The 13,580-nt window shown below is 66.6% G+C and carries 13 protein-coding genes; 9 read left to right on the plus strand and 4 right to left on the minus strand.

The window, feature by feature from the left end; all coding sequences use genetic code 11:
- The first annotated feature begins 10 nt into the window (after nt 1-10).
- The 7 genes from BLW81_RS16320 to BLW81_RS16350 are packed head-to-tail and all read left to right on the plus strand — an operon-like array spanning nt 11 to nt 8,660.
- A complete protein-coding gene (locus tag BLW81_RS16320; protein ID WP_083408067.1) occupies nt 11-868 on the plus strand; it encodes an MlaE family ABC transporter permease in 858 nt (285 codons plus the stop codon).
- Between the two features lie 7 nt (nt 869-875).
- Complete coding sequence (locus BLW81_RS16325; protein WP_083408068.1) at nt 876-2,072, plus strand: MCE family protein; 1,197 nt, start codon at nt 876-878, stop codon at nt 2,070-2,072.
- Nucleotides 2,069-3,094, plus strand: a complete 1,026-nt coding sequence (locus BLW81_RS16330) for an MCE family protein (protein WP_083408069.1) — start codon at nt 2,069-2,071, stop codon at nt 3,092-3,094. The genes BLW81_RS16325 and BLW81_RS16330 overlap by 4 nt, the downstream gene beginning before the upstream one ends.
- Nucleotides 3,094-4,197 carry an MCE family protein gene (locus BLW81_RS16335; RefSeq protein ID WP_083408070.1) on the plus strand — a complete coding sequence of 368 codons (1,104 nt, stop codon included), beginning with the start codon at nt 3,094-3,096 and terminating at the stop codon, nt 4,195-4,197. The genes BLW81_RS16330 and BLW81_RS16335 overlap by 1 nt, the downstream gene beginning before the upstream one ends.
- Nucleotides 4,181-5,671 carry an MCE family protein gene (locus BLW81_RS16340; RefSeq protein ID WP_083408071.1) on the plus strand — a complete coding sequence of 497 codons (1,491 nt, stop codon included), beginning with the start codon at nt 4,181-4,183 and terminating at the stop codon, nt 5,669-5,671. The genes BLW81_RS16335 and BLW81_RS16340 overlap by 17 nt, the downstream gene beginning before the upstream one ends.
- A complete protein-coding gene (locus BLW81_RS16345) occupies nt 5,668-6,996 on the plus strand; it encodes an MCE family protein (protein WP_083408072.1) in 1,329 nt (442 codons plus the stop codon). Before BLW81_RS16340 ends, BLW81_RS16345 begins: the two co-directional genes overlap by 4 nt.
- Nucleotides 6,996-8,660: an MCE family protein gene (locus tag BLW81_RS16350; protein WP_083408073.1), complete on the plus strand. Its 1,665-nt coding sequence runs from the start codon at nt 6,996-6,998 to the stop codon at nt 8,658-8,660. Before BLW81_RS16345 ends, BLW81_RS16350 begins: the two co-directional genes overlap by 1 nt.
- A gap of 51 nt (nt 8,661-8,711) precedes the next feature.
- On the opposite strand, the gene BLW81_RS16355 is transcribed toward BLW81_RS16350, so the two are convergent.
- Nucleotides 8,712-9,239, minus strand: coding sequence for an Rv2253/PknI dimerization domain-containing protein (locus BLW81_RS16355; protein ID WP_083408074.1), 528 nt, complete (start codon nt 9,237-9,239; stop codon nt 8,712-8,714).
- A gap of 78 nt (nt 9,240-9,317) precedes the next feature.
- On the opposite strand from BLW81_RS16355, the gene BLW81_RS16360 reads away from it, so the two are divergent.
- The gene (locus BLW81_RS16360; protein ID WP_083408075.1) at nt 9,318-9,728 is read left to right on the plus strand and encodes a hypothetical protein; all 411 of its coding nucleotides are present in this window, start codon (nt 9,318-9,320) and stop codon (nt 9,726-9,728) included.
- 82 nt (nt 9,729-9,810) lie between these two features.
- Here BLW81_RS16360 and BLW81_RS16365 read toward each other — a convergent pair whose 3' ends face one another.
- Nucleotides 9,811-11,091 carry a cytochrome P450 gene (locus tag BLW81_RS16365; protein ID WP_083408076.1) on the minus strand — a complete coding sequence of 427 codons (1,281 nt, stop codon included), beginning with the start codon at nt 11,089-11,091 and terminating at the stop codon, nt 9,811-9,813.
- Nucleotides 11,092-11,279: 188 nt separating this feature from the next.
- On the opposite strand from BLW81_RS16365, the gene BLW81_RS16370 reads away from it, so the two are divergent.
- Complete coding sequence (locus BLW81_RS16370; RefSeq protein ID WP_083408077.1) at nt 11,280-11,897, plus strand: TetR/AcrR family transcriptional regulator; 618 nt, start codon at nt 11,280-11,282, stop codon at nt 11,895-11,897.
- Nucleotides 11,898-11,905: 8 nt separating this feature from the next.
- On the opposite strand, the gene BLW81_RS16375 is transcribed toward BLW81_RS16370, so the two are convergent.
- Nucleotides 11,906-12,364: an Rv2576c family protein gene (locus tag BLW81_RS16375; RefSeq protein ID WP_083408078.1), complete on the minus strand. Its 459-nt coding sequence runs from the start codon at nt 12,362-12,364 to the stop codon at nt 11,906-11,908.
- A gap of 53 nt (nt 12,365-12,417) precedes the next feature.
- Nucleotides 12,418-13,572: a thiolase family protein gene (locus BLW81_RS16380; protein ID WP_083408079.1), complete on the minus strand. Its 1,155-nt coding sequence runs from the start codon at nt 13,570-13,572 to the stop codon at nt 12,418-12,420.
- Between the last annotated feature and the right edge of the window lie 8 nt (nt 13,573-13,580).

Below are 13,580 nucleotides of genomic sequence, written 5' to 3' on the forward strand. Positions count from 1 at the left end.
GGAGCGATCGATGGGGACTTTGGCAGTTCTGCGCAGCACCTATCCGCGGCTCACGCGTGGGGCGCGCCGGCCGGTGGATCTGCTCAGCCGGATCGGCGACCACATGCTGTTCTACCTGCGTGCGCTGGCGGGGGTGCCGCACGCGGCGATGCACTTCCGCAAGGAGATCATCCGGTTGATCGCCGAGATCTCGATGGGTGCGGGGACGTTGGCGATGATCGGCGGCACGGTCGCCATCGTCGGGTTCTTGACGTTGGCGGCCGGTGGCACGCTGGCGGTGCAAGGCTATAGCTCTCTTGGTGATATCGGTATCGAGGCGCTGACGGGGTTTTTGGCCGCGTTCATCAACGTGCGCATCGCCGCGCCGGTGGTGGCCGGGATCGGGCTGGCCGCCACGTTCGGTGCCGGGGTGACCGCGCAGCTGGGTGCGATGCGCATCAACGAGGAGATCGACGCGCTGGAATCGATGGCGATCCGGCCGGTGGAGTATCTGGTTTCCACGCGCATCGTGGCCGGGATGGTGGCGATCACCCCGCTGTACTCGATCGCGGTGATCTTGTCGTTCGTGGCGTCGCAGTTCACCACGGTGGTGCTGTTCGGCCAGTCCGGCGGCCTCTATGACCACTACTTCGACACGTTCCTCAACCCGATCGACCTGCTGTGGTCGTTTTTGCAGGCCGTGCTGATGGCGATCACCATCCTGTTGATCCACACCTACTTCGGCTACTTCGCCTCCGGCGGACCCTCCGGCGTCGGGGTCGCGGTCGGCAACGCGGTCCGCACCTCCCTGGTCGTCGTCGTATCGGTGACCCTGCTGGTGTCGCTGTCCATCTACGGTTCCAACGGCAACTTCAACCTCTCGGGATAACTGGCAGATGAACAGCAATGTGGTTCGCCCGCTGACGGGTCTGGGGCTGGTCGTGACCATCGGCCTGATCGTCGCCCTGGCCATCAGCCTGTTCCGGGGCGACTGGGCCGACACCGTCCCGGTGACGGTGATCTCCGACCGGGCCGGTCTGGTGATGAACCCCGACGCCAAGGTCAGAATGCGCGGTGTCCAGGTGGGACAGGTGGAGTCGATCAAGGAGCGCCCGGACGGCACCGCCGAACTCAACCTCGCAATGGATCGCGGTGCGCTGCACCTCATCCCGGACAACGTCTCGGTCGACATCACGTCGTCGACGGTCTTCGGTGCCAAGTTCGTCCAGATGAAGTCGCCGCAGAATCCGTCGGCCCAGACACTGCGGGCCGGCCAGGTGATCCAGAGCCAGCACGTCACGGTCGAGGTGAACACTGTGTTCCAGCAGCTCGTCCAGGTGCTGGACAAGATCGACCCGGCCAAGCTGAACCAGACCCTCGGCGCCATCGCCACCGCATTCAACGGCCGAGGCGAACAGTTCGGCAAGACGCTGGTCGACTTCAACGAGTTGCTCGCCAAGATCGAACCGAGCCTGCCCAATCTGGCGCACGACATCGAGGCCGCGGTGCCGACGTTCAGCGCCTACGGCGACGCCGCCCCGGACCTCATGTCGACGATCCGCAGCACGACCGAGGTAGGTAACTCGATCGTCGACCAGCAGCATGAGCTCGACGAATTCCTGGTCAGCGCAATCGGTTTGGCAGACCTCGGTAACGAAGTGATCGGCGGAAACAAGGACGCGCTCGCCGAGGTCACCCACCTGCTGGTGCCGACCGTCGAACTGCTCAGCACGTATCGCAAGTCGCTGTGGTGCGGCATCGGAGGGCTGGTGCCGTTCTCCAAGTCGGCTCCGCAGTACTCCGGGATCATCGTGAACGCGGGCCTGACGCTCGGCGTCGAGCGCTACCGCTACCCGGGGGACCTGCCGAAGGTCGCCGCCAAGAGCGGCGGCGCCGACTTCTGCGATGAGCTCGGACTGCCCGAGATGCCACCCGAATTCGTTCCGCCGATGATCGTCGGTGACGTCGGCAGCGACCCGAACAAGTACGGCAACGCAGGCATCCTGCTCAACTCCGAGGGCCTCAAGAACTGGCTGTTCGGACCGCTCGACGGGCCGCCGCGCAACACCGCGCAGATCGGGATGCCGGGATGACGCGCTCAACGGGAACCCTGATCAAGTTCACCATCTTCGGGTTGGTGATGGCCGTGTTGACCGCCTTCCTGTTCGTCGTCTTCAGCGAGACGAGAACCGGTTCTACGGAAGGGTATTCGGCGGTCTTCGAGGACGCCTCGAGGTTGAAGGAAGGCGACAGCGTCCGCATCGCCGGGATCCGGGTGGGCACCGTCAAAGGCGTTTCGCTGCAAGCCGACCGGAAGGTGCTGGTCGAGTTCGACGCCGACACCAAGACGAAGCTGACCACCGGCACCAAGGCCGCGATCCGCTACCTCAACCTGGTCGGGGACCGCTACCTGGAGTTGATCGACACCCCGGACTCGGTGAAGATACTGCCCGCCGGCGCCCAGATACCCGTCGAGCGGACCGCTCCCGCACTGGACCTCGACCTGCTGCTCGGCGGACTCAAACCCGTCATCCAGGGGCTCAACCCCGAGGATGTCAACGGGCTCACCACCTCGCTGGTCCAGATACTGCAGGGACAGGGCGGCACCCTCGAATCACTGCTGTCCAAGTCGTCGTCGTTCACGAACTCACTGGCCGACAGCAACCAGGTCATCGAGCAGCTGATCGACAATCTGCGCACGGTGCTCGACACCCTGTCCCAGGACGGTGAGGAGTTCTCCGGCGCGATCGACCGGTTGGATCAACTGGTCAAGGGACTGGCCGAGGACCGCGACCCCATCGGCACCGCGATCGACGCGCTCGACAACGGAACCACCTCGCTGGCTGATCTTCTCAGCCGCGGCCGGGCACCGCTGAACAACACCGTCGACCAGTTGGCGCGGCTCGCCCCGCTGGTCAACACCGACCTCGAGCGGCTGGACGCCACCATCCAGCGCCTGCCCGAGATCTACCGCAAGCTGGCGCGCGTCGGGTCCTACGGGGCGTTCTTCCCGTACTACATCTGCGGTGTGTCGTTCCGTGCCAGCGATCTCGAGGGCCGCACCGTGGTGTTCCCGTGGATCAGGCAAGAAACGGGAAGGTGCGTGGACGAGTAATGCTGAAATACCGTGGCGCCCAATTGATGCGGGCCGGTTTCATCGGCGTCGTCCTGATCATCTTGGTGATCACCGTCGGGCTTCAACCCGAGCGGCTGCTGTCCTGGGCCACCGCGCTGCGGTACCAGGCGCTGTTCACCGAAGCCGGCGGGATCACCGTCGGTAACGACGTGACGGTGTCGGGTATCAAGGTCGGCTCGGTGTCGTCGGTGGAACTCGTGAACGGCGATGCGTTGGTGGGTTTCACGATCGACGGCAAGTACGCGCTCGGCTCCGACACCACCGCGCACATCCGCACCGGCACGCTGCTCGGCGAGCGGGTGCTGGCGCTGGAATCCGAGGGCAGCGGCACGCTGGACCGTAGCGAGACGATCCCGACATCGCGGACGTCGTCGCCGTACTCGTTGACCGACGCGGTCAGCGAGCTGACTGCCAACACCGCCGCCACCGACACCGGCAGCTTGAACCAGTCGTTGGACACGCTGGCGACCACGCTCGATCAGGTTGCGCCGCAACTGGGCCCGACGTTCGATGGCTTGTCCCGGCTGTCGACATCGCTGAACAACCGCAACGAGAGCCTCGCCGAACTGCTGCGGACCGCGGGCGACGTGACCGGGATTTTCGCCGAGCGAAGCCAACAGGTCAACACGTTGATCCTCAACGCCAACGACTTGGTAGCGGTGCTCAACGAGCGGCGTTACGCGATCACCAGCTTGCTGGACGCGACGTCGGCGGTGTCGCAGCACCTCACCGGCCTGGTCGCCGATAACGAGGCAGAGCTGGCACCCGCATTGGAGCACCTGAACACCGTCACCGCGATGCTCGTGAAGAACCGCGACAACCTGGCCAAGATGCTGCCGGGCGCGGCCAAGTACTACCTCACCCAGGGCGAGATCGTGGCCAACGGTGCCTACTACAACGCGCTGGTGCCCAACCTGGTGTTCGGCCAGATCCTGCAGCCGTTCCTCGATTACGCGTTCGGGTTCCGGCGCGGCATGGACGCCGGCCAGCCGCCGGACCAGGCCGGGCCGCGCGCCGAACTGCCCTTCCCTGTCAACGGCATTCCGCAGCCAGGAGACCTTCCCAATGATGGCAACCCGTAAGCCGCTGGTGGCCGGCACGGCGATCCTGCTGGCCATCGGTCTGGTCGCCGGCGCAGCGATCCTGGTGCGCCAGGTGTTCTTCGGGCCGACCACGATCACCGCGTACTTCCCGACCGCCAGCGCGATCTACCCGGGCGACGAGGTCCGGGTCTCCGGGGTGCAGGTCGGCACGATCGAAACGATCGCACCGGAGGGGACCCAGACCAAGATGGTGCTCAAGGTCGACCGCGGGGTACCGGTGCCGGCCGACGCCAAGGCCGTCATCGTCGCGCAGAACCTGGTGGCCGCGCGCTACGTGCAGCTCACCCCGGCCTACCGCAAGGGTGACGGGCCCACCATGGCCGACGGCGCGGTGATTCCCAGCGACCGGACCGCGGTACCGGTCGAGTGGGACGAGGTGAAGAGTCAACTGCTCCGCCTGTCAGACGAATTGGGCCCGAAGACTGGCGTGTCCGACACCTCGGTATCGCGGTTCATCGACAGCGCCGCGAACGCGATGGGCGGCAACGGCGAGAAGCTCCGGCAGACGCTGGCTCAACTGTCCGGCGTGGCAAGGATCTTCGCCGAAGGCAGCGGCAACATCGTTGACATCATCAAGAACCTTCAGGTGTTCGTCTCAGCGCTGCGCGACAGCAAAGAGCAGATCGTGCTGTTCCAGAACCGGCTGGCGACCCTGACCAGCGTCATCAACGACAGCAGGTCCGATCTGGACGCGGCGCTGACCCACGTGTCGACGGCGGTCGGTGAAGTGCAGCGCTTCGTCGCGGGCAGCCGCGAACAGACCACCGAGCAGGTGCAGCGGCTGGCGGATCTGACGCAGATCCTCGTCGACCACCGCATGGCGCTCGAAAACGTCCTGCACATCACGCCGAACGCGATCGCGAACTTCCAGAACATCTACTACCCCAACGGGGGGTCGGTGACCGGCGCCTTCTCACTGGTCAACTTCAACAATCCGGTGCAGATGTTCTGCGGCATGATCGGCGCCGTCGCCAACACGACGGCCCCCGAGACCGCGAAGCTTTGTGCGCAGTATCTCGGACCGGTGCTGCGTCTGCTCAACGTCAACAACATTCCCTTGCCGATCAACGCGTATCTGCGGCCCGCGGTCAACCCGGACCGGATCATCTACACCGATCCCGCGCTCGCGCCGGGTGGAGCCGGGCCCAACGACCCGCCGGAACCGCCGCCGTCGGTGTCGGCCTACACCGGTGCCGGCGACGTCCCGCCGCCCCCGGGTTGGGGGCCCAAGCCGCCAGGGCCGCCGGGACTGTACAAGCCCGACGACGCGCCGGCGATCCCGTCACCCGCGCTGTTCCCCGGCGCGCCGATCCCCGGTCCGCCTAACGTGATCAGCAACCTGCCCGCGCAGCCACAGACCGTCGAGGGACTGCTGCTGCCGCCGACGCCGGCGCCCGCTCCGGCGGACCCCAACGCACCGCTGCTGCCTGCCGAGGGGGCGCCACCAGCATGATCCGTGACCACGTGACGAGGTTGGCGGTCGCCGGTATGAGCCTGGCCGTGACGCTGACCGGATGTTCGTTCCAAGGCGTGAACTCACTGCCGCTGCCCGGCGCGGTCGGCCGTGGGCCCGACGCCGCGATCTACCACGTTCAGGTCGCCAATGTCGCGACCTTGGAAGCAAATTCGCCGGTTCTCATCGACGACGTCGTGGTGGGCAGTGTCCGAAAGATGACCGTGGACAACTGGCATGCCGACGTCGAGATATCGGTGAAGCCAGATGTGGCCGTTCCCGGCAACGCGGTGGCGACGGTCGGCCAGACCAGCCTGCTCGGGTCGATGCATCTGGCGCTCAACCCGCCGCTGGGCGAGAAGCCCGACGGCCGACTGCAACCGGGCGCCACCATCCCACTGAGCGACTCGTCGACCTACCCGTCGACCGAACGCACCCTGTCGTCGCTGGCGACCGTGGTCAACGGCGGGGGGCTGGGTCAGATCGGCGACATCATCCACAACTTCAACACCGCGCTGTCCGGTCGCGAACCGCAGATCCGGGAACTGCTCACGCGGCTGGACAACTTCGTCGGCGTGCTCGATACCCAGCGTGACAACATCATCGCCTCCATCGATCAGCTCAATCGCGTCGCGGGCACCTTCGCCGGTCAGCGCGAGGACATCAACCGCGCACTGCGCGACATCCCGCCGGCGTTGGAGGTGCTCATCAAGGAGCGGCCGAGGTTGACCACCGCGTTGACCAAGCTCGGCCAATTCGGTGATACGGCAGCGGATCTGGTCAACACGGCCGGCGACGACCTGGTCAAGGATCTGGAGAACCTCGGGCCGGTACTCGGGGCGCTCGCCGACATCGGCCCTGACCTCAACCTCGCGCTGTTGTGGGCGACGGCGTTCCCGTACGGTCCGACGTTCGCCGACCGGATCACCCGCGGTGACTACATCAACCTGTTCGCGACGTTCGACCTGACCTACCCGCGGCTGAAGAAAACGTTGCTGCTGGGCACGCGCTGGGGTGATGAGAACGCGAGATTGATTCCGGCGCCCGGCGATCCGTACTTCCTGAACTACTCGTACAACCCGATGACCCTGGGGGTGGCGCCACCGCCGGCCACCGCACCGCCGACTGACGGTCCGCCGTCGGGCACGGCGCCCGCGGCGCCCATACAGGCGGCTACCGGACCGCTGCTGCCCGTCGCACCGCCGCCGCCCGCCGCCCCGTGGTTGCCGCAGCCCGCGGCCATCAGCCCGTCGCAGATCTTCGCGGGACCGTACGGACCGGAAGCACCGGCGGCGGCCCAACCGACCCCGGGAGGCGGTGGCTGATGCTCACCCGCTTTGTACGGAATCAGCTGATCATCTTCACGATCGCTTCGATCGTCGGTGTGACGGTGATGTTGTTCGCCTACATGCAGGTGCCGACGTTGCTGGGCATCGGCAGGCTCAAGGTCACCCTGGAGTTGCCGGCCGCCGGCGGGTTGTACCGCTTCGGCAACGTCACCTACCGCGGCGTCCAGATCGGAAAGGTCACCGAGGTCAACCTGACCGAGACCGGCGCAGAGGCGACGCTGTCGCTCGACACCTCGCCCAAGATCCCCGCCGACCTGCAGGCCGAGGTGCGCAGTGTGTCGGCCGTCGGCGAGCAGTACGTCGATTTGCGCCCGCGCACCGACTCCGGGCCGTACCTGCAGGACGGATCGCGGATCCCGGTCGCGGACACCACGATTCCGCAGGAGGTCGGGCCGGTTCTGGAAGGGATCAACAAGCTCGTCGGTAGCATCCCCGAGGACCGGATCTCCGACCTGCTCGACGAGTCGTTCAAGGCGTTCAACGGTGCTGGGCCGGACTTCCAGTCCCTGATGGACTCGGCCGCCAGGGTCAGCGCCGACGCCAACGGTGTCTCCGACCAGACCCGCGCGCTGATCGACGACAGCGGACCGCTGCTCGATTCGCAGGCTGAAACCGCGGATTCGATTCGGACGTGGGCGAGGAGCCTGGCCGGCGTGACCGGACAACTCCAGCAGAATGATCCGCAGATCCGGACTCTGTTGCAGCAGGGCCCGGGGTTCGCGCAAGAGGTTTCGACCCTCCTCAACGAGCTCAAGCCGACGCTGCCGATCCTGCTGGCCAACCTGACCACCGTCGGTCAGGTGCTGCTGAAGTACAACCCGTCGCTCGAGCAGCTGCTAGTGATCTTCCCCGGCATCATCGCCGCGCAGCAGTCATTCGGTCTTCCGCAGAACAACCCCACCGGCCTGCCGACCGGTGACTTCGCGATCACCATCAACGACCCGCCGCCGTGCACGGTCGGGTTCCTTCCGCCATCAAGCTGGCGATCCCCTGAAGACATGACCTCGATCGACACCCCCGACGGGCTGTACTGCAAATTGCCACAGGATTCCCCGATCGCGGTCCGCGGCGCGCGCAACTATCCCTGCATGGGGCATCCGGGCAAGCGTGCGCCGACCGTCGAGCTCTGCAACGACCCCAAAGGCTATGTGCCGCTTGCCATGCGCCAGCACACGCTGGGCGCCTACCCGATCGATCCGAACCTGATCTCGCAGGGCATCCCGCCGGACGATCGGACCGACTTCTCCGAGCGGCTCTACGCACCCGTGGAGGGGACGCCGCTGCCGCCGGGCGCCGCACCGTCGGGCACGCCACCGGGCATGCCGCCGCCGCCACCGCCTGTGGCCGGTGCCCCCGCGGCCGACCAGGCGCCGCCGTCGGTCGCGCCTGCGCCCGTCGCCCCGCCGCCTCCGCCAGGCAACTCCCTCAACGGCGCGCCGATTCCGGCGCCACCGGGCGGAAACGGTGCGTTGCCGGTAGCGCCGAGCGCCCACGGCACCAGCGGATCCGGCGGACCCTCCGTGGCCGTGACACATTACAACCCGCAGACCGGGGGTTACATGACCCCCGAGGGGGCGTTGGAGCGCACGAATCTGCCGAGTAGCGAACCGAAGTCGTGGAAGGACCTGCTACCGACGTAGGCGGTGACCCGTTCTGCGGTCACGCCGGCCGCAGACCGGGGGTCGGCCAGGTCAGACCCGCTCCATCCGGACCGGCATCTCGATCACCACCGGCTGATTGCGTCCGCAGGCGCCGCTGGGCGCCTTGGTGTTGTCGCGGCCCATGAGGAAGTTCGTGTTCTTGACGTTGCGCTCGTTTCGGGCCGGGTCGAAGCCCGAGAGAATGAACTTCTGGTGACCGGGCGCGAAACTGCCGTCGGGGCAAGGCAACCAGTTCGGAATGTCGTGGTCGACGTACCAGTAATCCTTCAGGCGGATCGTCGCGGTCCAGCCGCGGTCGCTCTTGACCTCACCGATGCACTCGATCGGGCTGACACACTGCGTGCTCACGGTCCACGTCTGGACGACGGTCTGCTGGTCGATGAAGACGTCGGCGCCGCCGGGCGCCATGCCCACCTTCGCCCACTCGCCGTCGGACAAAACGCGGTAGGTGCCGTTGAGCGCGACGCCAAAGTCGTTCGCGTGTGCCGGGGTTGCAGTGCCCAGACCTGCCAGCAAGGTGATTGCCGCGGCGCCCGCGGCCAGCCCAACTCCACGCATGTGCAGAGTTTATCGTGGCCGGTAGCTGTGCTCTTCGAAAGGGAGAATTTCGTTCTGGCGGTATGGAACAATGGCCCGGTGCGAAGCCTCGCCGCAGTGTTCGCTGCTGCTCTGATGTCCGGTGTGTGGCTGATCGGTGCGCCGCCGGCGGGCGCGCAACCCCCGTTGCCGCCACTGCCGCCGCCGGGGTCCGAGTGCCACCACCCGAACTGCACTCCCGGAATCCAGCCGAACATCGTGCTGGGGTCGTACTGCAACAACACCACCTATTACGTGTTCGGGGTGACGTCGTGGGGACGGCTGGTGTTCTGCGGATCGCCGCGGCGCTACGAGCCGCGGTGGTTCCGGCCGCCGGAGATGCACGGCATCAAGCTCGAGAACGATCTGTGCCCTGCCATGGAGGGCGAAGTCGCTCAGGCACCCGACGGCCTGTTTTTGACCTGTGTGGCCAAGGACGGTCGGTCCTACTGGGAACGCGGCGACCTGTAATCCGCCGCTCGGGCAACGAGATGCACACAGATCGCCGAAACCGCGCGGAATGCGATCTCCCCGCAGTTTCGACGATTGAGGATCAGCCGATCGGCTTGAACTCGATGTTGATCTCGGTGAGCCCGCGCAGGATGAACGTCGGCTCGTAGACGTACTGGCGGGAGTCGATCGGGCCGTGCTTCTCCTCGCTGACCGTGATGTCGCCCAGCCGGTCCAGCAGGCGCTCGATCGACACCCGGCCCTCAACGCGCGCCAGCGGGGCGCCGGGGCACGAATGGATGCCGCGGCTGAACGCGATGTGCTCGCGCACGTTCTTGCGGTCCAGCTGGAATTCGTGGGGGTTGTCGAAGCGGTTGGGATCGCGGTTGGCCGCGCCGGGGCTGACCATCACCGTGGTACCCGCCGGCACCGGAGTCTCGCCGAGAGTCGTTGTCTTGCGGGCCATTCGGAACACGCTCTTGACCGGGCTGTCCATCCGTAGGCACTCCTCGACGAAGACCGGGATGAGGCTGCGGTCGTCGCGCAGCTGCTGCTGGATGTCGGGCCGGTCAGACAGCACCCGCATCGCGGAGCCGAGCAGCTTGGCGGTGGTTTCCTGGCCGGCGGCGAACAGGAACGTCGCGGTGCGCACCACGTCGACCACCTCGGGCGTCGAACCGTCCGGGTACTTCGCGGTCGCGATCGAGGTCAGCACGTCGTCGCGTGGGTTCTCGCGCCGCTCTTCGATGTAGCTCGCGAACTTCTCGTCAGCCCACGCAAGCGGGTTGGTGGCGATCACCTCGTGGTCGAGCCCGCCGATGTTGGTGCCCGGCCGCTCGGCGCCGAACGCCTCGCGGAAGTCCTCGTGATCGGATTCGGGGACACCCAGCAGGTCGGCAACCACCAACAGCGAGAACGGCTTTGCGTACGCGGCGAGGAACTCACACTTGCCGTCGGCGATGAACTCGTCGATGTGGCGGTCGGCGAGGCGCCACATGAAGTCCTCGTTCTCCTTGAGCCGCTTGGGCGTCAGCAACCGGGCCAGGATGGACCGCGCGTCGGTGTGCTGCGGCGGGTCCATCGTCACCATGTGCTCGAACATCGGGATCTCGGTGCGGTGCTTCTCCAGCTGCTCGCAGATGTCGTCGCCCTCGGGGGTGAACGGCATCGGCGTGAACGGGCCCATCACCGCGACGCACGACGAGAAGTTCTCGCTGTCTTTGTAGACGCTGTTGGCGGCCTCCCACCCCGTCACCGCGAGTACGCCGTTGGTGATCGGACAGCACACCGGATCCTTTGCCCGGATGTGGTCGTAGTAGGGGTGCGGGTCGGGAACCAGGGAGGGGTCGGTGAAGTAGTCAACCGAATCGAAATCTGTGGTCATGGTCTGTTCGCCCTCCAGGGTCGACGCTTACCTGCGTGGTGATGAGCGGACGCCGCCGCTCGCGGGAACACATTGGCTGAATATGCTGAGCACTTGCTTAGCATGGGGTTAAGGTCAGGGTCAAGATCGCGCGACGGGTCGCCACTACGATCGGCGTGTCGGAACGGGCGGGAAAGTGAAGTGAAGCCATGACGAGCGCTTCCGGGTCGGCGCGACGCATCGGGGCGCCGGATGCGAAGAACCGCGGCGTGCTGCTCGACGCGGCCGAACAACTCCTCCTCGAAGAGGGGTACGCCGCGGTCACCTCGCGCCGCATCGCAGAGAAGGCCGGCTTGAAACCCCAACTCGTGCATTACTACTTCCGGACCATGGAGGACTTGTTCCTGGCGGTGTTCCGGCGGATGGCCGAAGCGGGTCTGGAGGTGCTCACCGAAGCGCTGGCGTCGCCGCAGCCGCTGTGGGCGCTGTGGCGGTTCAGCACCCAGCCCGAGGCCACCCGGCTGACGATGGAGTTCATGGGGCTGGCCAACCACCGCAAGGCGCTGCGCAGCGAGATCGTCTACTACGCCGAACGGTTCCGTGAGGAGCAGAACAAGGCGATCGCCGCGGCGCTCAAGCGGTACGGCGTCGAGTCCACCGATGTGCCGCCGGTCGTCTGGACCGTGTTCGCGACCAGCGTGTCGCAGAGCCTGGTGGTCGAGCGGGCGCTCGGCATGTCGACGGGTCACGCCGAGACGTTCGCGTTCTGCGAGGCGTGGATTCGCCGGCTGGAGGGAGACCCGCTTCCGGCGGGCAGTGCGAAATAGGCCGGCAGTCACCAGCTTCGGATCGAACAGAGCGCACCCTTCGGGCCCTGGTTCGTGGCCACGACCACCCCGTCCACCGCAAGCACGCAGTGGATGTTCGGTTTTGCCTCGCCAGGACCGCTGGTCGCGGTGACCATCGCCCACTGATCGGGATCGGCCAGTTGCACGTCGAGATTCCACTGCTGATCCGGCCCGATCTGCGCCTTGGCCTTCGGGCTGAACGAGTACGGATTGTGGCTGTAGGCAGCCCAGTTCGGCGGGTCGACGTCGCGGTAGTAGATGTCGACGTAGAACGGCTGCTCGGCGAACACGGTGTACTTCACATTGCGCAGCGGCGGCGGAGGCGGCCCCTGGGCGGCCGACGGGGCGGCCAGGGGGGTGACCACAGCCAACACGCCGCCGGCCGTCACGGCGGCAGCGAGTAACGTCGTCGTGACCCGGTGGCGGGAGGTGCGCGGGAAGATCATTTCCGAATTTTAGAACGTTGTTTCCCGGACAGGACCTGATTCAGCAACCGCATCTACCGCGACAGGATCGTCGCCGACGCGGTGCCAGGCGCCCCGTACACCTGCGCGAGCCCGACCTTCGGCTCGCCGGGCACCTGGCGGTCGCCTGCCTCCCCGCGCAACTGGCGGACCAGCTCGTGGACCTGGCGCAGCCCGGAGGCGCCGATGGGCTCGCCGTTGGCGATGAGGCCGCCGTCGGTGTTGACGGGCAGCGAGCCGTGGATCTCGGTGGCGCCGTCGGCGAGCAGCTTCTCCTGTTCGCCGTCCGCGCACAGACCGGTCTCGGCCATGTGGATCACCTCGGCGCCGGCGTCGGTGTCCTGCAGCTGCGCGATGTCGACGTCCTCGGGTCCGATCCCGGCCGCCTCGTATGCGGCCTTGGCCGCATACACGGTCGGGGAGGCGTCCTCGTCGAGCGGCGCGGAGGTCGCGTGGACCTCGTAGGCGCCGAACCGGCGGGTGCGGATCTCGGAGGCCCGCACGTAGACCGGCTTGTCGGTGAACCGATGCGCGATGTCGCCGCGGCACATGATGACCGCGGCCGCGCCCTCGTCGGGTGCGCAGAACATGTACTGCGTCAGCGGGTAGTTCAGCACTGTCGAGTTGAGGATCTCGTCGACCGAGATCTCCTTGCGCCGAAAGGCGTTCGGGTTCAGCGCACCGTTGCGGAAGTTCTTGTTCGCCACCCGCGCGAGCGTCTCCTGCGAGATGCCGTGCTTGTGGATGTAGTGGTTGGCCTTCATCCCGAAGAACTTCGTCGTGACGAACTGGCCGTTCTCCGCGTACCACTGGGGCAGCGCCAACTTGGCGGGGTCGTCGGTGAAGGCGCCACGCGGGTGCTTGTCCAGACCGATCGCGATGCCGATGTCGTACTTGCCGAGCCGGATCGTGTCGGCGGTCTGCTGGATCGCCGACGCGGCGGTGGCGCAGGCGTTGAAGACGTTGGTGAACGTGATCCCGGTGAGCCCGACGAGCCGGGTGACGGCGTCGGGGTTGGACACCTCGTAGCTGCCGCCGAAGCCGAACTGGATGTCCTTCCACTCCACGTTCGCGTCGGTGAGCGCGGCCTGGATGGCCTCGGCGCCCATCTCCATGGCGGTCTTGTCGAACCGGCCGAACGGGTGCAGGCCCACACCGATGATCGCGACTGAATTGTCCGCGGTGCTCATTGTCGTGG

Source organism: Mycolicibacterium rutilum (assembly GCF_900108565.1).
Classification (GTDB): Bacteria; Actinomycetota; Actinomycetes; order Mycobacteriales; family Mycobacteriaceae; genus Mycobacterium; species Mycobacterium rutilum.